The 21,923-nt window shown below is 70.1% G+C and carries 18 protein-coding genes; 11 read left to right on the top strand and 7 right to left on the bottom strand.

Annotated features, from left to right (window positions below; all coding sequences use genetic code 11):
• Positions 1-129 precede the first annotated feature (129 nt).
• Entirely contained in the window at positions 130-2,205 is a 2,076-nt protein-coding gene (locus HWD99_RS14445) for an APC family permease (protein WP_241796887.1), read from the top strand.
• Positions 2,206-2,234: 29 nt separating this feature from the next.
• Here HWD99_RS14445 and HWD99_RS14440 read toward each other — a convergent pair whose 3' ends face one another.
• Positions 2,235-3,641, bottom strand: a complete 1,407-nt coding sequence (locus HWD99_RS14440) for a PLP-dependent aminotransferase family protein (RefSeq protein ID WP_241796886.1) — start codon at positions 3,639-3,641, stop codon at positions 2,235-2,237.
• On the opposite strand from HWD99_RS14440, the gene HWD99_RS14435 reads away from it, so the two are divergent.
• From HWD99_RS14435 to HWD99_RS14425, 3 genes are read left to right on the top strand one after another with little or no spacing between them, the layout of a single operon-like run.
• Positions 3,640-4,605 carry a DMT family transporter gene (locus tag HWD99_RS14435; protein ID WP_241796885.1) on the top strand — a complete coding sequence of 322 codons (966 nt, stop codon included), beginning with the start codon at positions 3,640-3,642 and terminating at the stop codon, positions 4,603-4,605. The genes HWD99_RS14440 and HWD99_RS14435 overlap by 2 nt on opposite strands.
• Positions 4,605-5,204: an FMN-binding negative transcriptional regulator gene (locus tag HWD99_RS14430; RefSeq protein ID WP_241796884.1), complete on the top strand. Its 600-nt coding sequence runs from the start codon at positions 4,605-4,607 to the stop codon at positions 5,202-5,204. Before HWD99_RS14435 ends, HWD99_RS14430 begins: the two co-directional genes overlap by 1 nt.
• Before the next feature lie 58 nt (positions 5,205-5,262).
• Entirely contained in the window at positions 5,263-5,847 is a 585-nt protein-coding gene (locus HWD99_RS14425; RefSeq protein ID WP_241796883.1) for a GNAT family N-acetyltransferase, read from the top strand.
• 21 nt (positions 5,848-5,868) lie between these two features.
• Here the strand turns inward: HWD99_RS14425 and HWD99_RS14420 are convergent, their stop codons facing one another.
• The 3 genes from HWD99_RS14420 to HWD99_RS14410 all read right to left on the bottom strand — a co-directional run bounded on the left by HWD99_RS14420 (position 5,869) and on the right by HWD99_RS14410 (position 8,658).
• Positions 5,869-6,570 carry a GntR family transcriptional regulator gene (locus tag HWD99_RS14420; protein ID WP_241796882.1) on the bottom strand — a complete coding sequence of 234 codons (702 nt, stop codon included), beginning with the start codon at positions 6,568-6,570 and terminating at the stop codon, positions 5,869-5,871.
• 2 nt (positions 6,571-6,572) lie between these two features.
• Positions 6,573-7,256 (bottom strand): GntR family transcriptional regulator, encoded by a 684-nt coding sequence (locus tag HWD99_RS14415; protein WP_241796881.1) that lies wholly within the window; start codon positions 7,254-7,256, stop codon positions 6,573-6,575.
• A 223-nt stretch (positions 7,257-7,479) separates the two neighbouring features.
• A complete protein-coding gene (locus HWD99_RS14410; protein WP_241796880.1) occupies positions 7,480-8,658 on the bottom strand; it encodes an SLC13 family permease in 1,179 nt (392 codons plus the stop codon).
• A gap of 227 nt (positions 8,659-8,885) precedes the next feature.
• Between HWD99_RS14410 and HWD99_RS14405 the strand changes: the two genes are divergently transcribed.
• Genes HWD99_RS14405 through HWD99_RS14380 form a run of 6 tightly spaced genes read left to right on the top strand, consistent with a single transcriptional unit; the run spans position 8,886 to position 16,673 of the window.
• Complete coding sequence (locus HWD99_RS14405; protein ID WP_056276367.1) at positions 8,886-8,975, top strand: potassium-transporting ATPase subunit F; 90 nt, start codon at positions 8,886-8,888, stop codon at positions 8,973-8,975.
• Positions 8,975-10,654 carry a potassium-transporting ATPase subunit KdpA gene (gene kdpA, locus HWD99_RS14400; protein ID WP_241796879.1) on the top strand — a complete coding sequence of 560 codons (1,680 nt, stop codon included), beginning with the start codon at positions 8,975-8,977 and terminating at the stop codon, positions 10,652-10,654. Before HWD99_RS14405 ends, kdpA begins: the two co-directional genes overlap by 1 nt.
• A gap of 1 nt (position 10,655) precedes the next feature.
• The gene (gene kdpB, locus HWD99_RS14395; RefSeq protein WP_241796878.1) at positions 10,656-12,824 is read left to right on the top strand and encodes a potassium-transporting ATPase subunit KdpB; all 2,169 of its coding nucleotides are present in this window, start codon (positions 10,656-10,658) and stop codon (positions 12,822-12,824) included.
• A 47-nt stretch (positions 12,825-12,871) separates the two neighbouring features.
• Positions 12,872-13,474 carry a potassium-transporting ATPase subunit KdpC gene (kdpC, locus tag HWD99_RS14390; RefSeq protein ID WP_241796877.1) on the top strand — a complete coding sequence of 201 codons (603 nt, stop codon included), beginning with the start codon at positions 12,872-12,874 and terminating at the stop codon, positions 13,472-13,474.
• On the top strand, positions 13,471-16,005 hold the full coding sequence (locus HWD99_RS14385; RefSeq protein ID WP_241796876.1) for an ATP-binding protein: 2,535 nt from the start codon (positions 13,471-13,473) through the stop codon (positions 16,003-16,005). The genes kdpC and HWD99_RS14385 overlap by 4 nt, the downstream gene beginning before the upstream one ends.
• A complete protein-coding gene (locus HWD99_RS14380) occupies positions 16,002-16,673 on the top strand; it encodes a response regulator (protein WP_308220737.1) in 672 nt (223 codons plus the stop codon). Before HWD99_RS14385 ends, HWD99_RS14380 begins: the two co-directional genes overlap by 4 nt.
• Positions 16,674-16,676: 3 nt before the next feature.
• Here the strand turns inward: HWD99_RS14380 and HWD99_RS14375 are convergent, their stop codons facing one another.
• Together HWD99_RS14375 and HWD99_RS14370 are read right to left on the bottom strand one after the other, a co-directional pair.
• On the bottom strand, positions 16,677-17,477 hold the full coding sequence (locus tag HWD99_RS14375) for a tryptophan-rich sensory protein (protein WP_241796875.1): 801 nt from the start codon (positions 17,475-17,477) through the stop codon (positions 16,677-16,679).
• A 127-nt stretch (positions 17,478-17,604) separates the two neighbouring features.
• Complete coding sequence (locus HWD99_RS14370; protein WP_241796874.1) at positions 17,605-18,168, bottom strand: TetR/AcrR family transcriptional regulator; 564 nt, start codon at positions 18,166-18,168, stop codon at positions 17,605-17,607.
• Between the two features lie 95 nt (positions 18,169-18,263).
• Here HWD99_RS14370 and HWD99_RS14365 point away from each other — a divergent pair, with 95 nt between their 5' ends.
• Entirely contained in the window at positions 18,264-19,106 is an 843-nt protein-coding gene (locus HWD99_RS14365) for an alpha/beta fold hydrolase (RefSeq protein WP_241796873.1), read from the top strand.
• Between the two features lie 57 nt (positions 19,107-19,163).
• On the opposite strand, the gene HWD99_RS14360 is transcribed toward HWD99_RS14365, so the two are convergent.
• Complete coding sequence (locus HWD99_RS14360; RefSeq protein ID WP_241796872.1) at positions 19,164-21,914, bottom strand: glycosyl hydrolase 53 family protein; 2,751 nt, start codon at positions 21,912-21,914, stop codon at positions 19,164-19,166.
• Positions 21,915-21,923: the final 9 nt, after the last annotated feature.

Here is a 21,923-nt window from a genome sequence, read left to right as displayed (position 1 = left end):
CCCACCCGGGACCGACCCCGACGCGACCTCCCGGGCGCGTGAGGATTCCGTATGGGCGCGTCGTGCGCCCGTAGGGATTCCGTAAGGATCGTGTGAGGGAACCGTTCAGCGGGCGTAGAGTCGCCCGACGTGTCAGAAGAAACCCGCGCGAACACGGATGCTCCTCCTCGCGCCAAGCGCATCCTCATCGGTGACCCGCTGACCAGCGAACAGGTCGACGATCAGCTGCTCCCGAAGAAGATGGCGCTGCCGATCTTCGCGTCGGATGCTCTGAGCTCGGTCGCGTACGCGCCGCAGGAGCTCGTGATGATCCTGCTGATCGGCGGGCTCACGTTCCTGTCGTTCACGCCGCTGGTCGCGATCGCCGTCGTGGTGCTGCTGATCGTGGTCGTGCTCAGCTACCGCCAGCTCATCAAGGCCTACCCCTCGGGCGGCGGCGACTACGAGGTCGCGTCGAAGAACCTCGGCGAGATCCCCGGCGTCATCGTGGCGGCCGCGCTGCTCGTCGACTATGTGCTGACGGTGGCGGTGTCGGTGGCATCCGGCGTCGACAACATCATCTCGGCCGTGCCGGGACTCGACCCGCTGCGCGTCGAGCTCGCGGTCGGCTTCGTGATCCTCATCATCATCGTGAACCTGCGAGGCGTGCGCGAGGCGTCGTTGGTGTTCGCGATCCCGACCTACCTGTTCATCGGCTCGGTCGGCTTCATGATCGTGACGGGCCTCATCCGCACGTTCCTGGGCGACGCCCCTGTCGCATCGAGCGCCGAGTTCGCCGTGCACTCCGAGGACCTCGGCCAGGCCGCGGTCATCCTCCTGATCCTGCGCGCGTTCTCGAGCGGATGCTCCGCCCTCACGGGTGTCGAGGCCGTGTCGAACGGCGTACCGGCGTTCCGCACGCCGAAGGTGCGCAACGCGCAGACCACTCTCGTGCTCATGGGCTCGATCGCGGCCTGTCTGTTCGCCGGGCTCACCGCGCTCGCTCTGATCTCGGGCGTGCACTACGCCGAGAACCCGTGCGACCTGATCGGCTTCGACTGCTCGAACCCGCAGCCGAGCCTCATGGCGCAGATCGCCTCGGCCACGTTCGGCGGCGGCAGCATCCTGTTCTTCATCATCCAGGCGGCGACGGCCTGCGTGCTGCTGCTCGCTGCGAACACCGCCTTCAACGGCTTCCCGCTGCTCGGGTCGGTGCTGGCGCGCGACGGCTACGCACCGAAGTCGCTCAACACCCGCGGCGACCGGCTCGTGTTCTCGAACGGCATGATCGTGCTCGGCATCGCCGCGATCGCGGTGCTGGTCGTGTTCCAGGCTCGCCTGACGACGCTGATCCAGCTCTACATCATCGGCGTCTTCGTGTCGTTCTCACTGGGCCAGATCGGCATGGTGCGGCACTGGCGGCGTGTGCTGCGCGGCCCCGTCGAGAAGACCGCCGGCTCGGGCATCGACGGCGCCTCGGCATCCGACCGCCGCTCGGCGAAGATGGGCCTGATCATCAACTCGGTCGGTGCCGCGATGACGGTCACCGTGCTGCTGATCGTGACGATCACGAAGTTCACCCACGGCGCGTACCTGGTGTTCTTCGCGATCCCCGTGCTGGCATTCCTGATGATGGGCGTCAAGCGCTACTACCGTGACGTCGAGCACGAGATCGCGATCGACGACACCACCAAGTTCGGCGCGACGGGGGACCTCGCGATCGTGCTCGTCAACCGACTGCAGAAGCCGGTCGTGAAGGCGATCGACTACGCGATCGCCGCCAAGCACGGCAAGACGCTCGCCGTGCACGTCGCCGTGGCATCCGACGACGCCGCCCAGCTGCAGCGGGACTGGGCCGATCATCTCGTGCCGATACCGCTCGTGATCGTCGAGTCGCCGTACCGGTCGTTCGCGCAGCCGGTGACGCAGTTCATCACGCAGTATCGCGAGAAGCACGGTTCGTCGGTCGTCACCGTCTATCTGCCGCAGTACATCGTGGGGCACTGGTGGGAGACGTTCCTGCACAACCGCCGCGCCCGCCGCCTCGCCAACCAGCTCATGCTCGTGCACGGGGTGTCGATCACGCTCGTGCCGTGGCTGCTCGACTCGTCGGAGCTGATCTACGGTCGCCGCTCGCGTCCTCTGCCCGGCCAGGAGCGCGCCGGTCGACCCGTCGTCGTGAGCGGGCGCCGTGCGCACCGTCCCGAGGGTCCGCCCGAGAGCTGAGCGGTCGACCCGGCCGGGCGGGCCCGGCGTCAGGATGCTGCGAGCACGGCGCCGAGGATGCCGGCCGCCTCGGCGAATCGCGACGGGTCGGCGTTCGCGTAGTTGAGGCGCACATACTCTCCCGAGGGCTCCGCGGGAAACCACTCGGCGCCCGGTGAGATGACCAGCCCGCGGGACTCGCATCGCCGGACGACCGCATCGACGTCGGTCCCGTCGGGAAGCCGTGCCCACAGGTTGAGTCCGCCCGCAGGCACCGTCTCGACAGCCGCCGCCGGCGCATGCTCGGCGAGGCTCGACAGCAGCAGGTCGCGGCGGGCCCGCAGCTGCTCGCGGAACCCGCGCAGGTGGGTCGCCCAGGCGGGCTGGGTGACCACGTCGAGCGCGGCTGCCTGCAGCAGTCCGCTCACATACATCGACTCGGCGCCGCGGTCCGCCAGGATGCGCTCGCGGGCCGGTCCTCGGGCGATCACGGCCGCGATCCGCAGCGCGGGCGACACGCTCTTCGTCAACGAGCGCAGGTAGACCACGTGACCGTCGTCGTCACTCGCCGCCAGAGGTCGGGACTCGCCGTCGATGGCGAGGTCATGCGCCCAGTCGTCCTCGATGAGGAAGGCGCCATGACGGCGCACGCTCTCGAGCACCGCGGGTCCCGTCGCCGCGGGCCAGCGGGCGCCCGTCGGATTCGCGAACGTGGGCTGGGCGTAGAACGCGCGAGCGCCCGTCTCGGCGAACGCCCGCTCGACGGCGTCCGGGTCGGGCCCGTGCGGTCCCGACGGGATCGGCACCAGCACGACGCCCGCCTGCTCCGCCGCGAGCAGAGCACCCCAGTAGGTGGGAGACTCGATCAGCAGCGGCTGGCCTGCCCCCACGACGGCCCGGAAGATCGAGCTCAGACCACTCTGGCTGCCTGCGATCACGAGGGCATCGCGGGCGGACGCGGGAGTGACGTCTGCGGGGGCGGATGCCGCGAGCTCGGCCGCGAACCAGGCCTGCAGTTCGGGTAGCCCGGCGGCCGGCGAGCGGGTCAGCGCAGACGACGTCCGGGCCGCGCGGGTGATCGCCTGGCGGACGAGCCGCTCGGGAAGCAGGTCGACCGCGGGATACCCCGAATGCATGCCGATCGCGTCGGGGGCGATCGTGCGCTGCGTCGAGGTGAGCCCGGCGAGCCTCGCGGGCGGGGCGCCGAGGGCCGACGTCTGCCATCCGTAGTCGGCGACCCTCGGCGCACGCTGCGCGCGCACGAACGTCCCCGCACCGGGTCGGGACTCGACCAGGCCGAGGCGCACCAGCCGTGACATCGCCTTCTGCACGGTGACCGGGCTCGCGCCGTACTCGGCCATGAGGGCACGATTCGACGGCACCCGTGCGCCGGGAGCTGCGGTGGAGATCCAGGCCCGAACGCCCTGGACGATGCGCTCACTGCTATCGTGACCCATGAGTACAGATAGTAGCGTTATCGTCCGCACGTCGGCAGCGCTATCCCCCCGGGCCGGGTGGGGGTGGGGTCTGCTCGGCGTGCTGGGATTCTCGTTCACCCTCCCCCTCACCCGCATCGCGGTCGGCGGCCTCTCGCCACTGTTCATCGGCTCCGCCCGAGCCGTCGTGGCCGCGGTGCTCGCCGCGCTCGTGCTCGCGGCCACGCGCCAGCATCCGCCCACGAGGGCCCAGTGGGGGCGGCTGGCCGTCGTCGCGGCCGGCGTGGTGGCGGGTTTCCCCCTGCTCACCTCGTTCGCGATGACGACCGCGCCCGCCAGTCACGGTGCCGTCGTGATCGGGCTGCTGCCGGCCGCGACCGCAGTGCTCGTGGTCGTGCGCACACGGGAACGGCCTCCCGTCGCGTTCTGGGCCTTCGCGGGCACCGGGGCCGGCGCTGCCGTGCTGTTCGCGTCCATGCAGAACGGGGGCATCGGCGACCTGCACTGGTCAGACCTGCTGCTGTTCGGGGCCGTGCTGGCCGCGGCGATCGGCTATGCCGAGGGTGGCCTTCTGGCCAGGGAACTCGGCTCGTGGCAGACCGTGTCCTGGGCGCTGGTGCTGGCGGCCCCCGCCATGAGCATCCTCGCGATCGTCGCCGCGGTCGACGCGCCTCCCACCGCCACATCCGTCGAATGGCTGGCGTTCGCATACCTGGCGGTCGTCAGCATGTTCGTCGCCTTCTTCGCCTGGTATCGCGGACTGGCCATCGGACCGATGGCGCAGGTCAGCCAGATCCAGCTCGTCCAACCCGTCCTGGGCATCGCATGGGCCGCCCTGCTGCTGCACGAGTCCATCGGATGGTCGACGCTGCTCGGCGGGCTCACCGTGATCGTGTGCGCCGCGCTCGCCGTGGGCGCGCGATCGTCGAGTGCCCGCGCGCACCGTTCCGCCCCGTCGCCCCGCCACCCCTCAGAGGAGTCCTGATGCGCCATACACCCCGCTACCTGATGACCGATCCGCTCGAGGTCGCGCGCCTCATCCGAGGCAACCCGTGGGCGACGTTCGTGTCGCACACGAGCACGGGGCTGGTGGCCTCGCACTACCCGGCCCTCCTGCTCGACGACGAAGACGGCATCGTCATCGCCAGCCATTTCGGCCGCCCCGACGAGCAGCTGCACGAGCTCGGCCGCCATGAGGTGCTGGTGATCATCCAGGGACCGCACGACTACGTGTCGCCGAGCCTCTATGCACCGGGCGAGCTCGTGCCCACGTGGAACCACGTCACGGCGCACCTGTACGGCACGCCGGAGATCCTCAGTGAGGAGGAGAACTACGCGATGCTCGCGCGCCTCACCGATCATTTCGAGAGCGGCACCCCGCACGGCCGCAGCCTCTCGGAGGACGAGGCGGGCACACGTCGCGCCGCGAAGGGCACGGTGGGGCTGCGGATGCGCGTCGACCGGTTCGACGCCCGCGCCAAGCTGAGCCAGAACAAGCCGCCCGAGATCCGCGAGAGCATCACCGCCCGCTTCACCGAGACGAACCCCGCGCTCGCGGCCGAGATGCGACGGTGGCAGGCGTGAGTCGGCGGTCGCGCCTCTCCCTCAGGGCGCCGCGCGAACGGATGAATAGGCTGGTGCGATGACCACCCCGCCGCACACTGATGTCTGGCCCATCCGCACGGAGCGCTTGCAGATCAGGCCGATGACCCCGACAGACATCGACGCGATGTGGGAGTGGCGGCGGCTCCCCGAGGTGAATCGGTGGCTCGGGCTCGCGCCGACGACGATCGAGGCGTTCCGCGAGCGTTACCTCGACCCCGACCGCCTCTCCGCGATGCACATCGTCGAGCTCCTGGGCGAGAACGGTGACCCGACCCCCATCGGCGACGTCATGATCAGGATCGGCGACGGGTGGGCGCAGCTCGAGGTGGCCGAGGAGGCGAAGGGCGTGGAGGCGGAGCTGGGCTGGGTGCTCGACCCGGGCTACACCGGGCGCGGCTACGCGACCGAGGCGATCCGTGCGGTCATCGACGTGTGCGTCGGGCCGCTGGGGCTGCGCCGCGTGCACGCCGGATGCTTCGCCGACAACGAGCCCTCGTGGCGCCTCATGGAGAGACTCGGCATGAGGCGTGAGGAGTTCAGCCGCAAGACCGCGCTGCACCGATCGGGCGAGTGGCTCGACGGCATGAACTACGGCATCCTCGCGGAGGAGTGGCGCGGCTGAGCACCGACGCCGCCCACCGGCTCAGAGCTCGGTGACCCCGTCGATCACGAAGATGAACAGGTCGCGCACGATGTCGACGGCCTCGTGGCGGTCGCGATCGCGGGCCGCCATGACGAGTGCGTCGACGGCGGACCTCAGCATCGCCGGATTGCGCGAGCGGCTCAGCGAGCGGATGCCGAACACCAGCGCCGTGCGCTTCGAGGCGTGCAGGGCGGCGAGGTAGGGGTTGCGCGAGAACTCGGCGAGCATGTGCAGGAGGCCCCAGAGCCCCTCGGCCCCGACGACCTGATCCTGCCCCTCCTCCGACCAGAGCGCCGCGACCTCGTCCGCCCGCGCCGCGAAGCTCTCGATCTGCGCCTCCGTCGCGGCGATGATGCCGAGGTCGGCGGCGGCGATCGACAGGCCCGAGCACTCCGCGGCGACCGCGACGAACCAGGCGCTCGTCGGAGTCACCACGACCGAGGCACGGTTGGGTCGATGCTCGACCAGGTGCATGGCATCGAGTGCGCTGAGGGCCGACCGCACGGTCGCCGCAGCGACATCGAGACGCTGCGCGAGAGCCGTCACCGAGAGCGAGTCGCCCGGCCTGAGGTCTCCGGTCTCGATGGATCGCGCGAGGGAGTCGACGACCGCATCCGATCGGGAGCTGACGAGCGGTGCCGCGGCGCCCGACCCTCCCAGCAGTCGGGTGGAGAGCAGCCGGTCGATGCGCTCGTCGGGCATCGTCATTCCTCCGCGGCGGCGGCCCTGAGGGGCTCGATCGTCGATCGTACGAAGAGCTGCTCGATCAGAGCGCGTGATCCGTCGCCGTCGCGGTCGCGCAGCAGGGCACGCAGCTGTTCGAGTGCCGCGCGCATGTAGGCCGCGAGGTCGTCGGCGACGGGTTGATTCGGCACGGTCCTCGTCAGGTGCATCGCGAGGCGTCCGTCGAGGATGTCGACCATCGTCTGGTTGTGCGCGCTCAGCACCAGCTCGGCCCACAGCGCATACCAGAGCGCGAGTCCCTCACGATTCGTGGTCCAGGCGAGGTCGGTGGCGAGGATGCCGGTGATGTGCGCGTCCATCGCCGCGACCTGCTCGTCGGTGTAGGTCGGCACGACCTTCACGGCGCAGTAGCCGATCATCGCGACCGCGGTCTCGACCCGGTCGGCCTGCGCGTTCAGGTCGACCGGTGCGACACGGGTGAAGCGGTTCGTGCTGACCTCGATCAGCCCGAGGTCGGCGAGGCGGTTCAGGGCCTCGCGGATGGGGGTGCGGGAGATGCCGTATTCGGCCTGGAGATCCTGGTCGCGGATCTCTTCGAGGGGAGGACGCACCCCGGTGATGATCTCCTCGGCGAGCGTGGCGAACACCTGGTCGCGGATGAGCTGCCGCGGCCGGATCGGCAGAGGAGAGCTGACATCGTCCACTGGCACACTGTATGCCGCCGATACATCGCTGCACCACACATCAGGCACTGAAGTTTCAGCGGATTCTCGCGGGTGTGCGTAGCGTCGGACTGCGGGGCAGCGGCTCACAGACGGCGCAACTCCCCTTTCAGCGCCCGGATTTCCCCAGATCCCCTTGACCTGAGTCGCTGCCCTTTCCCTTTCTTCGGCGTGGCAGCCTCGCCGCGCCGGTCCTCCGCTCGGTTCAGCCCGCGACGAGAGCCAGGGCCAGCGTCGCGATCGCGACGGTCGGCACCGCCACGATCGCTCCCCACAGCATCAGCCGCGACCAGCGGATCTCGACCCCCAGCGACACCACCCTGTGGTGCCACAGAAGCGTCGCGAGCGAGGCCCACGGCGTGATGAGCGGGCCGAGGTTCACGCCGATCAGCAGCGCCATCAGCGCGACGGGATCGCCTGCCGCGGGTTCGAGCACCAGATACGCGGGCAGGTTGTTGATGCCGTTCGCGGCGAGCGCGCCCACCGCCGCGAGCCGCAGGAGCTCTCCGAGTCCGTGGCCGTCGGTCTGCAGCGACGAGAGGAAGGCGAGCAGCCCGTTCGCATGCGCGGTCTCGACGAGCACGAACAGCGCGGTCGCGAGACCGATCGCCTGCCAGGGCACGAGAGACGGCCGCAGCACATGACGTCGCCGCACGGCGAAGAGCCCGGCGAGCAGCACGGCGGCGATCGTCGCGGGAATCCACACCTCGTGGGTCAGCGCGAGCAGGGGCATGAGCACGAGCAGGATGCCGGCCGCCCCCCAGAACAGGACGCGGTCGGATGCCGCGGCGCCGACGGGCCGCGTGTAGGCGCCGAACAGCGTGCGGCGATGGACGACCGTGAGGATCGCGACCGGCACGAGCACGCCGACGAGCGTCGGCGCCCAGCTCAGGGCCAGGAACGAGAACGGATCGTCGCCGATGGCGCGCGCCGCGAGCAGGTTCGTGAGGTTCGACACGGGAAGCGCGAGCGACGCCGTGTTCGCGAGCCACACCGTGACGAGTGCGAACGGCAGCGGCGGGAGTCCGACGCTCTGCGCCAGCACGACCACGACCGGGGTCACGATCACCGCTGTGGTGTCGAGCGAGAGGAACACGGTGCTGACGACCGCGAGCAGCACGACCGACGCCCACAGCAGGACGACCCTGCCGCGTCCCCACCGCGCCAGGCGCTGGGCGACGACGTCGAACACCGCGGCGTCTCGGGCGAGCTCGGCCACGACCGTGATCGCGACGACGAACCCGAGCACCGGGGCGATGCGCGCACCCAGATCCCCCGCATCCGCGCGGGGCAGGAGTCCTGTGACGAGGCAGACCGCGGCGGCCGCGACCAGCGCGAGGACGATGATCGTCCCCGCTCCCACTCGCCGGCGCGTCGTACCCACTCGCTGAGTGTAGATCCGCACGTGGCGTCGCGGTTCGACGCCGGTCGCCGCGCGACCGTGAGCATCCCGCATGCATCCCATATATCGCCGTAGGCAAAGCATGAGGATCGTCATGCCGGGGCCCGCACGGGAGTTGTATCGAGTCTCGTGCTCGACATCATCTACATCGCGCTGACTCTCGCGCTGTTCGCCCTCGTCTCCTCGATCGCTGCGGGGGTGGAACGACTGTGATCGTCTTCGAGATCATCGCCGCCGCCCTGGCCGTGGCCGCCGTCGTCTACCTCGTGGTGGCCCTCGTCGCCCCGGAGAAGTTCTGATGGGCGCCGACATCTGGCTGGGCATCCTGCAGGCCGCCGTCCTCATCGTCGCCATCGTGCTGCTGTACCGTCCGGTCGGCGATTACATGGCCCACGTCTACTCCACGCCCCGCGACCTGAAGGTCGAGCGCGGCATCTACCGCCTGATCGGCGTGAACCCCTCGTCCGAGCAGACCTGGCGTGCCTACGCACGCGGTGTGCTGGCGTTCTCGGTGGTCGGCCTGCTGCTCGTCTACGGGCTGCAGCGTCTGCAGGCGTTCCTGCCTGAATCGCTCGGGCTGCCCGCCGTTCCCGAGGGCCTGGCGTTCAACACCGCCGCCTCGTTCGTCGCGAACACCAACTGGCAGTCGTACTCGCCCGAGCAGACGATGGGCTACACCGCGCAACTCGCCGGCCTCACGGTGCAGAACTTCGTCTCGGCCGCGGTCGGCATGGCCGTCGCGGTGGCGCTGATCCGCGGACTCGCCCGGCGCGGATCGACCACGATCGGCAACTTCTGGGTCGACCTGATCCGCGGACTCGGACGCATCCTGCTGCCGATCGCGCTGATCGGGGCCATCGCCCTGATCGCGGGCGGCGTGGTGCAGAACTTCGCCGGCTTCACCGATGTGACAACGGTCTCGGGCGGGACGCAGAGCATCCCCGGCGGACCGGTGGCCTCGCAGGAGGCGATCAAGCTGCTCGGCACGAACGGCGGCGGCTTCTTCAACGCCAACTCCGCGCATCCGTTCGAGAACCCGACCGGCTGGACCAATCTGCTGCAGATCCTGCTGATCCTCGTGATCCCGTTCGCGCTCCCCCGCACGTTCGGCCGCATGATCGGCGACAACCGCCAGGGCTACGCGATCGCCGCCGTGATGGGCACGATCTTCCTCGTCTCGACGTTCGCGCTCTCGGCCTTCGAACTCGCCGGCCGCGGCAGCGCCCCCGAGCTCGCCGGCGCCGCGATGGAGGGCAAGGAGGTGCGCTTCGGCATCCTCGGCTCGACCCTGTTCGGCAGCGCCAGCACTCTGACCTCGACCGGCGCCGTCAACTCGATGCACGACTCGTACACGGCGCTCGGCGGCATGATGCCGATGCTCAACATGATGCTCGGCGAGGTCGCCCCCGGCGGCGTCGGCTCGGGCCTCTACGGCATGCTCGTGCTCGCCGTCATCGCGGTGTTCGTCGGCGGACTGCTCGTCGGCCGCACGCCCGAGTACCTCGGCAAGCGCATCGGCCCGAAGGAGATCAAGCTCGCGAGCCTGTACATCCTCGTGACGCCGACGCTCGTGCTGATCGGCACGGCGCTGAGCTTCGCCGTGCCCGGCATCCGCGCCGACGTCGAGGCGACCAGCATCCTGAACCCCGGCGTGCACGGCATGAGCGAGGTGCTCTATGCCTTCACCTCGGCCTCGAACAACAACGGCTCGGCCTTCGCCGGCCTCACGGCGAACACCCCGTGGTTCAACACGGCGCTCGGCATCGCGATGCTGCTCGGCCGGTTCATCCCGATCGTGCTCGTGCTGGCTCTGGCCGGATCCTTCGCCGCGCAGCAGCGCGTGCCGGAGACGACCGGAACCCTGCCCACGCACCGACCGCAGTTCGTCGGCCTGCTCTCGGCCGTCGCGGTCATCATCACGGCACTCACCTACTTCCCCGTGCTCGCACTGGGACCCCTCGCTGAAGGACTCGTCTGACATGACTTCCCACGTTTCGTCTCGCTCCGCTCGGTCAACGACCGGGGAACCGGAAGAGCAGGATGCGTCGGCATCCGCTCCTGCCATCACCGAACCGCCGCGCTCGTTCGGCTGGGCGCAGCTGACCCAGGCGCTGCCCGGCGCGCTGCGCAAGCTCAACCCCGCATCTCTCGTGCGCAACCCCGTGATGCTGCTCGTCTGGGTCGGCGCCGCGTTCACGACCGTGCTCGCGATCGCCGAGCCGTTCCTCGGCGGTCCCGCCGACTCGGGAGGAACCCCGGTTCCCGCGCCGTTCACGTGGGGCATCGCGATCTGGCTGTGGCTGACCGTGCTGTTCGCGAACGTCGCCGAGTCGGTGGCCGAGGGCCGCGGAAAGGCCCAGGCCGCGAGCCTGCGCAAGACCCGCACCAGCACGATGGCCCGCAAGGTCGCACGGTACGACGCGGCAGCCGATGTCGCGGCCGAGCGCGCGGAGACGATCGAGGTCTCGTCGGCCGAGCTGCAGCGCGACGACGTCGTGATCGTCACAGCGGGCGAGCTGATCCCCGGTGACGGCGACATCGTCGCGGGCATCGCGACCGTCGACGAGTCGGCGATCACGGGCGAGAGCGCCCCCGTCATCCGCGAATCGGGCGGCGACCGCAGCGCCGTCACCGGCGGCACGCGCGTGCTGTCCGACCGCATCGTCGTGCGCATCACCTCGAAGCCCGGCGAGACCTTCGTCGACCGCATGATCGCGCTCGTCGAGGGCGCCAGCCGCCAGCGCACACCGAACGAGATCGCGCTCAACATCCTGCTCGCGAGCCTGTCGATCGTCTTCGTCGTCGTGGTTCTCGCCCTCAACCCGATCGCGTCGTACGCGGCCTCGCCCGTCAGCATCCCGGTGCTGATCGCCCTGCTCGTCTGCCTGATCCCGACGACGATCGGCGCGCTGCTCTCGGCCATCGGCATCGCCGGCATGGACCGTCTCGTGCAGCGCAACGTGCTGGCCATGTCGGGTCGCGCCGTCGAGGCCGCGGGTGACGTGACGACCCTTCTGCTCGACAAGACCGGCACCATCACCTACGGAAACCGCCGTGCCCACGAGGTGCTCCCCCTGCCGGGTGTCGACGCCGACGAGCTGCTGCGCATCGCCGCTCTCTCGTCTCTCGCCGACCCCACCCCCGAGGGCGCGTCGATCGTCGAGCTGGCGACGGTGCACGGCATCCGCGTCGAGGAGCCGGCGGATGCGGTCATCGTGCCCTTCACCGCGCAGACGCGCATGTCGGGACTCGACCTGGCCGACGGCACGCAGATCCGCAAGGGCGCAGGCTCGGCGGTCAGCGCGTGGATGGGGCTCGACACGGATGACGAGCTGACCGCGCTCACCGACCGCGTCGCGTCGAGCGGCGGGACCCCGCTGGTGGTCGCCGTGAAGTCCGCGGGCGCCGACCGGATCCTCGGCATCGTGCACCTGAAGGACATCGTCAAGGACGGTCTGCGCGAGCGGTTCGAGGAGCTGCGCAGCATGGGCATCCGCACCGTCATGATCACGGGCGACAACCCGCTGACCGCCGCGGCGATCGCGAAGGAGGCGGGGGTCGACGACTTCCTCGCCGAGGCGACCCCCGAGCAGAAGCTCGAGCTGATCAAGCGCGAGCAGGAGGGCGGCCGCCTGGTCGCGATGACCGGCGACGGCACGAACGACGCCCCGGCTCTCGCCCAGGCCGACGTCGGCGTCGCGATGAACACGGGCACCTCGGCCGCGAAGGAGGCCGGCAACATGGTCGACCTCGACTCCGACCCGACCAAGCTCATCGACATCGTGCGCATCGGCAAGCAGCTGCTCATCACCCGCGGAGCGCTCACGACGTTCTCGCTCGCGAACGACATCGCGAAGTACTTCGCCATCATCCCCGCGATGTTCATGGGCGTCTTCCCCGGGCTCGCGGCGCTCAACATCATGCAGCTGCACTCGCCGGCATCCGCCGTGACCAGCGCGATCATCTTCAACGCCATCGTGATCGTGTTCCTCATCCCCCTCGCGCTGCGCGGGGTGAAGTACCGGCCGGCGAGCGCCTCGCAGATCCTGCAGCGCAACCTGCTCGTCTACGGTCTGGGCGGCGTGATCGCGCCGTTCATCGGCATCAAGCTCATCGACCTCGTCATCACCCTCATCCCCGGCTTCTGACCGCGGTTCGACTCCGCGCTCACCGACAGACTCTCGAAAGGCCTCCCATGTCCTCCTCACGCACCGCGGTCCGCACCGCCGGTGTCGCCGTCCGCGCGATGCTCGTGCTCACCCTCGTGCTCGGCGTCGGCTACACGCTCGTCGTCACCGGCATCGGACAACTGCTGCTGCCCTTCGCGGCGAACGGCTCGCCCCTGCCCGACGACAAGGGCAGCGCGCTGATCGGCCAGTCCTTCACGGACTCCGACGGCGAGGCGCTGCCCGAGTACTTCCAGTCGCGCCCCTCGGCCGCCGGCGACGGCTACGACGGCCGCGGTTCGAGCGGCAGCAACCTCGGCCCGGAGAACGCCGATCTCGTCGCGGCCATCGAGGAACGCAAGGCCGCGATCGCCGAGCGCGAGGGCGTGAGCCCGGATGCCGTGCCGGCCGACGCCGTGACGGCATCCGGCTCCGGACTCGACCCGCACATCAGCGTCGCCTACGCCCTGCTGCAGGTGCCGCGCGTCGCGGAGGCGCGCGGCCTCACCGAGCAGGAGGTGCACGACCTCGTGGAGTCTAGGATTCAAGGGCGGGATCTGGGATTCCTCGGCGACGAGCGCATCAACGTCGCAGAACTCAATCTCGCGCTCGATGAGCGGGAGGGCGAATGACGGCAGAGCGCCACGGCAAGCGCGGCCGGCTGCGCGTGCTGCTCGGCGCCGCCCCCGGCGTCGGCAAGACGTTCGAGATGCTCGCCGAAGGCAAGCGGCTGCTGAACGAGGGTCGCGACGTGGTGATCGCGATCGTCGAGACGCACGAGCGGGCGGCGACGGCGGCCCAGACCATCGGCATCCCCGAGGTGCCGAGGCGCGTCGACCAGCACCGGGGGGTGCCGCTGAGCGAGATGGATCTGGATGCGGTGCTGCAGCGCCGCCCCGAGATCGCGCTCGTCGACGAGCTCGCCCACACGAACACCCCCGGGTCCCAGAATTCCAAGCGCTGGCAGGACGTCGAGGCGCTGCTGGCCGCCGGCATCGACGTCGTCACGACCCTCAACGTGCAGCACATCGACTCGCTGAACGCGGTGGTCGAGAAGATCACCGGCATCGCCCAGCAGGAGACCATTCCGGATGCCGTGGTGCGCGCGGCCGACGAGATCGAGGTCGTCGACCTCGCCCCCCAGTCGCTGCGCGACCGCCTCTCGGCGGGCCTCGTCTATCCCGCCGAACGGATCGACGCCGCCCTGTCGAATTACTTCCGCCTCGGCAACCTCACCGCGCTGCGCGAGCTCGCCCTGCTCTGGCTGGCCGACGAGGTCGACAGCGCGCTGCGCAGCTACCGCGCCGACCACGGCATCGAGGGCACCTGGCAGGCACGTGAGCGGGTGGTCGTCGCGCTCACCGGCGGGCCCGAGGGCGAGACCCTGCTGCGTCGCGGGGCCAGGATCGCTGCCCGGTCGGCCGGCGGCGAGCTGCTCGCGGTGCACATCGCCGCGCAGGACGGTCTGCGCGACGAGACGCCGGGGGCGCTGGCCGCTCAGCGCACGCTCGTCGAATCGCTCGGGGGCAGCTTCCACCAGATCATCGGCGACGACATCCCGGGCACTCTCGTCGAGTTCGCGCAGGGGGCCGACGCGACGCAGCTCGTGATCGGCGTGAGCCGTCGTGGTCGACTGGCCGCCGCCCTGACCGGCCCCGGCATCGGCTCGGAGGTCATCCGCCGCTCAGGCGACATCGATGTGCACATCGTCACGCACGCCGCCGCGGGCGGACGCGTGGCTCTGCCCCGCATCACCGGGGGCGCGCTCGGCTGGCGGCGGCAGCTGCTCGGCTTCGCCGTCGCACTGGTCTTCGGTCCGCTGCTGTCGTGGGCGATGTTCGCGTTCCGCAGCCCCGAGTCGATCACGGTCGAGGTGCTGGCCTTCCAGCTGCTGGTCGTGATCGTGGCGCTCGTGGGCGGGGTGCGGCCGGCGGTCTTCGCGGCCGTGCTGTCGGGCATCACCCTGGACTTCCTCTTCGTCGCCCCGATCTTCACCATCACGATCGCGCATCCGCTGCACGTGATCGCCCTGGCGCTGTATGTGATCATCGCCGTGCTCGTGAGCATCATCGTCGACCAGGCCGCACGACGCGCCCGCACCGCCCAGCGCGCCGCCGCCGAGGCCGAACTGCTCGCCGCCGTGGCCGGCAACGTGCTGCGCGGAGACAACGCCGTGCTCGCGCTCGTGAGTCGCACGCGCGAGGCGTTCGGCCTCAGCGGGGTGCGCCTGCTCGCCCCCGACGGCGACGTGCTCGCGAGCGACGGAGAACCCGTGGCCGACGGCCGCGCCACCCGCGTGCCCGTCGGCGCCGACGGCTCGCTCGGGATGCTCGAGCTGCACGGCGAACCCCTCGACACCCCGGCTCGCCGACTGCTCGACGCGATCGTCGCGCAGCTGGCCGCCGCGATCGAGCACACCGACCTGCGCGCCACCGCGCGCGAAGTCGTGGCACTCGCCGAGACCGACCAGGTGCGCACCGCCCTGCTCTCGGCGGTGAGCCACGACCTGCGTCGTCCGCTCGCCTCGGCCGTCGCCGCGATCGGCGGGCTGCGCGGGGCGCACGCGCTGTCGGCATCCGATCGTGAGGAGCTTCTCGCGACCGCCGACGAGAGCCTCGCGACGCTGTCGTCGCTCGTGACCGACCTGCTCGACGTCAGCCGCGTGCAGGCCGGGGTGCTGGCCGTGTCGACCATGCGCCTCGATGTCGCAGGGCCCGTTCTCGCCGCGGTCGACGAGCTCGGACTCGGGCCGTCCGATGTCGAGTTGGCGCTCGACGCCGCCCTGCCCGCCGTGTCCGCCGACCCGGTGCTGCTGCAGCGCGTGCTCGTGAACGTCGTCGCCAACGCGCACCGGCATTCCCCGCCGGATACGCGCGTCATCGTGTCGACCAGCGCCCTCGGCGAGCGCGCCGAGATCCGCGTGATCGACCGGGGGGCCGGAGTCCCCGCCGAGAAGCGCGACCAGATCTTCCAGCCGTTCCAGCGCCTGGGCGACACCGACAACACCACCGGACTCGGTCTCGGGCTCGCTCTGTCGCGCGGCTTCGCCGAGGGCATGGGCGGTACTCTGACACCCGAGGACACCCCCGGCGGTGGACTCACCATGGTCATCTCCCTGCCGCTGGCGGGGGACCCCGATCTCATGCAGGAGGAGACGGAGTGAAGCTCCTCATCGCCGACGACGACCCGCAGATGGTGCGAGCGCTTCGGATCACGCTCGCCGCGCACGGATACGAGGTGGTCGTCGCCTCGGACGGTGCCGCGGCCGTGGCCGCCGCCGCCCAGACGCACCCCGATCTGATCATGCTCGACCTCGGGATGCCGCGGCTCGACGGCATCGAGGTGATCCAGGCGCTGCGCGGATGGACGAACGTGCCGATCATCGTGGTCTCGGGCCGCACCGGTTCGGCCGACAAGGTCGAGGCTCTGGATGCCGGGGCAGACGACTTCGTCACCAAGCCGTTCCAGGTCGACGAGCTGCTCGCCCGGCTGCGCGCGCTGTCTCGACGGTCCGCGCCTGCCGGAGGGGAGTCGACCGTCGGGTTCGGCGACGTCGTGGTCGATCTCGCGACCAAGACCGTCACGCGCGCCGGATCGCGCGTGCACCTGACGCCGACCGAGTGGCGCATGCTCGAGCACCTCGCCCGGCATCCCGGAGCCCTCGTCACCCGGCAGGACCTGCTGAAGGAGATCTGGGGCAGCGAGCAGGTCTCGGACTCCGGCTACCTGCGCCTCTACATGTCGCAGCTGCGCAAGAAGCTCGAGTCCGAGCCCAGCGCCCCGGTGCACCTGCTCACGGAGTCGGGCATGGGGTACCGGTTGGTGGTCTGACCCTCAGGAGCGCTCGGCGTTCACGGCGCGAGACCGGCGCAGTCCGCCGACGATGCCGGCAGCGACGAGCACGACGGCGACGATGATCCCGGCGATCGCGACGACCGTGCTCTCGGGCTCATCGGTGAGGCGACCGACGGCGAGCCAGCTGAGGCCCCACGCCGTCGCGAGTGCGGGAGCGAGTCGCCGGGTCACGAGTGCGCTGGCGACACCGATCACGAGGACCACGGCGAGCACGGCGACGGCCCAGATCTCGGCCTGGTCTTCCCAGCTCGCGGGGGCGATCTGCGTGAACCACGCCGCGGTGTTGGCGACCGTCGCGATGGTGACCCAGCCGAAGTGCAGGCCATTGGCGCCGTCGACCACGACGCGCTCGGGCCAGGTGCGGGCGCGGCTGCGTCCGAGGATCACCATGACCCGGGCGAGGGTCGCGAGCAGCACCACGATCATCAGGACCGTCAGGGGAAGCGACAGGAACTGTGCGGTCACGAGCCACAGGCCGTTGAGGACCATCGACGCGGCGATCCATCCCCCGACCGCGCGCTGACGCTCATCCGCGCGCTGCGCCGGCAGCGCCTGCCACACCGTGTAGGCGATGAGCCCGAGGTAGATCAGTGACCAGATCGAGAAGGCGGAGCCCGCAGGAGCGAGGTACGACCCCTGGGCCGAGAGGGCTCCATCCTGCAGCTCGCTCACCGAGGTGCCGCCGAACGCGCCCGACCCGACGGCGGCGGCGATCAGCATGAAGGTCGCCGAGGCGATGACGGCTGTCTGGCGGGCGATGTCCTGCGTCCGGGATTCCATGCTCGAAAACCTACGCGCGCTCGCGGTGTCAGTGCCAGACCCTTGACACTAGAGAGGCTTACAGCTAGCTCGGCTAGGGAAAAGCTCGTCGCGCACTGCCGGCGCATCGCTTCGGGCGGCGCTCGGCTCAGGCGGCGACGGCCGCGTCGATCAACACCTCGGCGGCGTTGCGTGCCTGCACGGCGACCTGCGGATCGGCGGCGATGGCGGCGGTGCTCTGGGCCCCCTCCGCGAGGATCGACAGCTGCGCCGCGAGGGATGCCGGGGCACCGGCGTCGACCACGAGCCCCGCCATGTAATCCCTGAACGAGGCCTTGTGGTCGCGCACGATCTGGGCGACCTCGGGGTTGGTTCCCCCGAGCTCTCCGAACGCATTGATGAACGCGCACCCACGGAAGTCGTCGGCGCAGAACCAGTCCTCGAGGTATCCGTAGACGGCGAGCAGCCGGTCGCGCGGATCGACCCCGGCATCCGCGACCGCTCCGGTCAGGCCGGACTCCCATTCGGCATGCTTGCGCGCGAGCACGGCCGTGACGATGTCGGTCTTCGACGGGAAGAGCGCATAGAGACGGCGCAGCGACACGCCAGCCGCCGCCCGCAGCTCGTCCATGCCGACAGCCGCGTAGCCCTTGCGGTAATACAGCTCGTCGGCTGCCGCAAGGATCTGTTCACGCACTGTTCCGTCCGTCATGATCCCAGTGTACTTGACATGAGAACGAGCGTTCTCTAGTGTGGGACACATCGGGTGAGAACGATCGTTCTCACCGAACCGAAAGGATCAGGATCATGGGTTACATCACCGTCGGAAACGAGAACAGCGCCCCGATCGAGCTCTACTACGAAGACCAGGGATCGGGTCAGCCCGTCGTCCTGATCCACGGTTATCCTCTCGACGGCCACAGCTGGGAGCGCCAGACCCGCGAACTCCTCGCTCAGGGCTACCGCGTCATCACGTACGACCGCCGCGGCTTCGGCCAGTCGTCGAAGGTGAACGCCGGCTACGACTACGACACCTTCGCCGCCGACCTCCACACGGTGCTCGAGACCCTCGACCTGCGTGACGTCGTGCTCGTCGGATTCTCGATGGGCACCGGCGAGCTCGCCCGGTACGTCGCGAAGTACGGCCACGAGCGCGTCGCGAAGCTCGCCTTCCTCGCATCCCTCGAGCCCTTCCTCGTGCAGCGTGACGACAACCCCGAGGGTGTGCCGCAGGACGTCTTCGACGGCATCGAGTCCGCCGCCAAGGGCGACCGGTTCGCCTGGTTCACGCAGTTCTACAACGACTTCTACAACCTCGACGAGAACCTCGGCTCGCGCATCAGCCAGGAGGCCGTCACCGGCAGCTGGAACGTCGCGATCGGGAGCGCACCCGTCGCCGCCTACGCGGTCGTCTCGTCGTGGATCGAGGACTTCCGCGGTGACGTCGAGGCCGTCCGCGACGCGGCGAAGCCGACCCTGATCCTGCACGGCACCAAGGACAACATCCTGCCGATCGATGCCACGGCCCGCCGCTTCCATCAGGCAGTGCCCGAGGCCACCTACGTCGAGGTCGAAGGCGCCCCGCACGGCCTGCTCTGGACGCACGCCGACGAGGTCAACGCCGCCCTGAAGGACTTCCTCGGCAAGTAATCGAGAGCCCGGCGCGAGAGCCCGGCATCCACCACAGGATGCCGGGCTCTCGCGCCGTCAGCGCGTGACGGTGACCGTCAGCGCCTTGCTCTCGGTGCTTCCGGCTGCGTTCACGAACTCGACTCGGTAGGTGTGCTTCCCGGCTGAGCGCCCCTCGACCGCGACCGTGGCCCGCTGGGCGGCGGGGCTGCTCGCGACCAACACACCCTCCTTCAGCAGCACCCCGTCTTCGTAGAGGCGGTACGAGGTCGCATTCGTGCCCCACCACATGTCGGCCGTGACCGTATACGAGCCGTCGCCGTCGCCATTGTCGGCCGAGAGCACGGGCGTGCCCGGAGCAGCATCCTTCACCTTCACCGTGACGGGCTGTACCGCGGTGACGCCTCGCGAGTTCACGAGCTCACCGGTGTACACGTACGTGCCGTTCTCCTTGCCGGTCACAACGACCTGGCCGGTCTGCGCGGCTGTCCCGCCGAAAGTCAGCGGCACCGTCTTGATCAGCGTGCCGTTCTCGAACACCCGGAGCTTCGTGGCGTTCGACCCCCACCACAGGTTCATGGTGAGCGTGAAGTCGCCGTCGAGCAGCCCGGTGTCATGGCCGTTGTCGTGCGACAGCACGCCGCGAGCCGGCGCAGCCGTGGCGGCATCACGCAGCACGAGAGCATCGACGGCGGCATCCAGCGCGGCCAGTGAACCATCGACAGCGGACGCACTCGGGCTCGCCGCGGACAACACGATGTCAGCGCGGCCGATCGCCGCGGGCACCGCAGCCGTCGACGTCTCGGCATAGGCCGCCAGGTCGAGGGCTGCGGCAGCATCCCTCCGCTCGCGCAGCGCCGAGGTGTCGGCACCGACCGCAGGTTGGCGCACGAGCTCGAAGTCGTCGAGCGTGCCCCACGCCCCCGCGGGCAGAGCAGCCGCGACTCGCACCACTGCCGTGCCGTCGGCACCGACCGTCAACGCCTCGGTGGTCGGGGTCGACCACACCCGCCATCCGTCGAGCCCGAAGGCCGCGCCCGCACCGGCCACCGAAGAAGACAGAGACAGCGCGACCGTGCCGTCAGCACCTTCCCCGTCACCCTGCAGCGACGCCCGCGCGACATACGACCCGGCGGGCAGCCCCGTCACGGTCTGCGACAGCTCGAACGAGTATGCGGATGCCGAGTAGAAGTGCGCCGAGTGGGTGCCGCTGCGCGGGTCGTCCCACGCACGGAGAGTCAGGCCGGATCCCGTCGCAGTCCACATGGCCGTGTCCGCATCCTCGAATCCGGGGTTGCGCAGGAAGTTGCGCGCCGAGACCGTCACGGTGGCGCTGGCCGCGAGGCCCGCATCCGTCACGCCCGAGATCGTGTACTCGCCGACGCCCTCGATGAAGCGCTCAGCGCCCGACCAGGTCACCGCCTGCGGCTCCGACGACCCGTCGTTGTAGAGCACGGTGACCTCGCCCGGCAGCTCGACGGCGTCACCCTCGACCAGCGGCAGCGAGACGGGCTGCACCGACTCGACCGCGCGGGGGGCCTGAGCACCGGTGCGCACGTACGAGAAGATGTTCAGCGCATCGGATGCCGTGCCGTCGAAGCCGAACAGCGCCTGGTTGTCCCACGCGGATCCGCCGAACCAGTGCCCGGCGTCTTCGGGCTCGTACTCGCCGGCGAAGCTCGACGCCCACCCCGACCCGTCGCGCTCCCACAGCACCGCGTTCTGCTCGCGCTGCGACGGCGGCCCGACCGGCAGCCACGCGGGCTCCCAGTAATACACGCCGATGCCGGCCTCGCCCACGTCGGCGACGGCCTGCACGACCGCGCGAACGGCGTCAGCCTGCCCCTGCACGCTGACCGGGTACTGCGTCGCCTCGGCGGGCAGATCGATCACGTTGCCGTGTCCGTCTCCGTCGTCGAGAGTGAACGCCCACGAGGTCTCGGCGACCATGACCTTCTTGCCGTAGGTCTCGGCGACGTGCGAGAGCACGGCCGTGAGGTTCTCGGGGGTGCCGTGCCAGAACGGGTAGTACGACGAGGCGAACACGTCGTAGTCGACACCGCGACGATCGAGCTGCGCGGCGACGTCGGCGTAGAAGCCCGCCCGCTCGGGGTTGGTGAAGTGCAGGGCGACGAGCGTGTCGGGCGCCTCGGCGCGCACGGCGGCCGACCCTGCGGAGAACACCTTCGCCATGTCGTCCCAGCCGCGCACGCCGGCGACGCCGCCGTTGGTCTCGTTGCCGACCTGCACCATGCGCAGGTCGACGCCCGCATCGACGATGCGCCGCACGGCATCGCGGGTGAAGACACCCACCTCTGCCGCGACCTGATCGGCCGTCATCCCCTCCCAGGCCTTGGGCGCCTGCTGCTTGGCGGGGTCGGCCCAGAAGTCGGAGTAGTGGAAGTCGACGAGCACGCCGAGGCCGGCATCCGTCGCGCGCTGCGAGATCTCGATCGCCCGGTCGACGTCGACGTCGCCGCCGCCGTAGCCGTTGCCGTTCGCGTCGAACGGGTCGTTCCACACGCGTACGCGCACGTCGGTGACCCCGGCGTCGGCGAGGAGCTCGAACAGATCGCCCGGCGTGCCGTCGGCGTCGCGGAAGACGACGCCCGATTCCTCGAGCGACAGCACCGACGAGACGTCGACGCCGCCGATGAAATCGTCGGGCAGGTTCTCGACGCGGGGGACGGTGATCGTGGCATCCACCGGCTGGGCGGCGACAGCTGCGGTCACGGACGAGGCGGACGCCGGCAGCGCGACGCCGATCAGGGCGACGGCGGTGACCGTTGCCAGGGCGGTGGAGAGAAGGGAACGCGTGCGACGGTGCATGACGGCCTT

The organism is Microbacterium sp. C5A9 (genome assembly GCF_022627955.1).
Lineage (GTDB): Bacteria > Actinomycetota > Actinomycetes > Actinomycetales > Microbacteriaceae > Microbacterium.
The sequence above is the reverse complement of the archived record's forward strand: the minus strand, read 5'-3'. Positions and strand labels throughout refer to the sequence as shown.

Coding starts and splice junctions, on each gene's coding strand:
- HWD99_RS14440 (WP_241796886.1), bottom strand. CDS start 3,641: ATGGGTCACGATAGCAGTGAGCGCATCGTCCAGGGCGTTCGGGCCTGG.
- HWD99_RS14420 (WP_241796882.1), bottom strand. CDS start 6,570: ATGCCCGACGAGCGCATCGACCGGCTGCTCTCCACCCGACTGCTGGGA.
- HWD99_RS14365 (WP_241796873.1), top strand. CDS start 18,264: ATGGGTTACATCACCGTCGGAAACGAGAACAGCGCCCCGATCGAGCTC.
- HWD99_RS14375 (WP_241796875.1), bottom strand. CDS start 17,477: ATGGAATCCCGGACGCAGGACATCGCCCGCCAGACAGCCGTCATCGCC.
- HWD99_RS14425 (WP_241796883.1), top strand. CDS start 5,263: ATGACCACCCCGCCGCACACTGATGTCTGGCCCATCCGCACGGAGCGC.
- kdpA (WP_241796879.1), top strand. CDS start 8,975: ATGGGCGCCGACATCTGGCTGGGCATCCTGCAGGCCGCCGTCCTCATC.
- HWD99_RS14435 (WP_241796885.1), top strand. CDS start 3,640: ATGAGTACAGATAGTAGCGTTATCGTCCGCACGTCGGCAGCGCTATCC.
- kdpB (WP_241796878.1), top strand. CDS start 10,656: ATGACTTCCCACGTTTCGTCTCGCTCCGCTCGGTCAACGACCGGGGAA.
- HWD99_RS14370 (WP_241796874.1), bottom strand. CDS start 18,168: ATGACGGACGGAACAGTGCGTGAACAGATCCTTGCGGCAGCCGACGAG.
- HWD99_RS14385 (WP_241796876.1), top strand. CDS start 13,471: ATGACGGCAGAGCGCCACGGCAAGCGCGGCCGGCTGCGCGTGCTGCTC.
- HWD99_RS14430 (WP_241796884.1), top strand. CDS start 4,605: ATGCGCCATACACCCCGCTACCTGATGACCGATCCGCTCGAGGTCGCG.
- HWD99_RS14360 (WP_241796872.1), bottom strand. CDS start 21,914: ATGCACCGTCGCACGCGTTCCCTTCTCTCCACCGCCCTGGCAACGGTC.
- kdpC (WP_241796877.1), top strand. CDS start 12,872: ATGTCCTCCTCACGCACCGCGGTCCGCACCGCCGGTGTCGCCGTCCGC.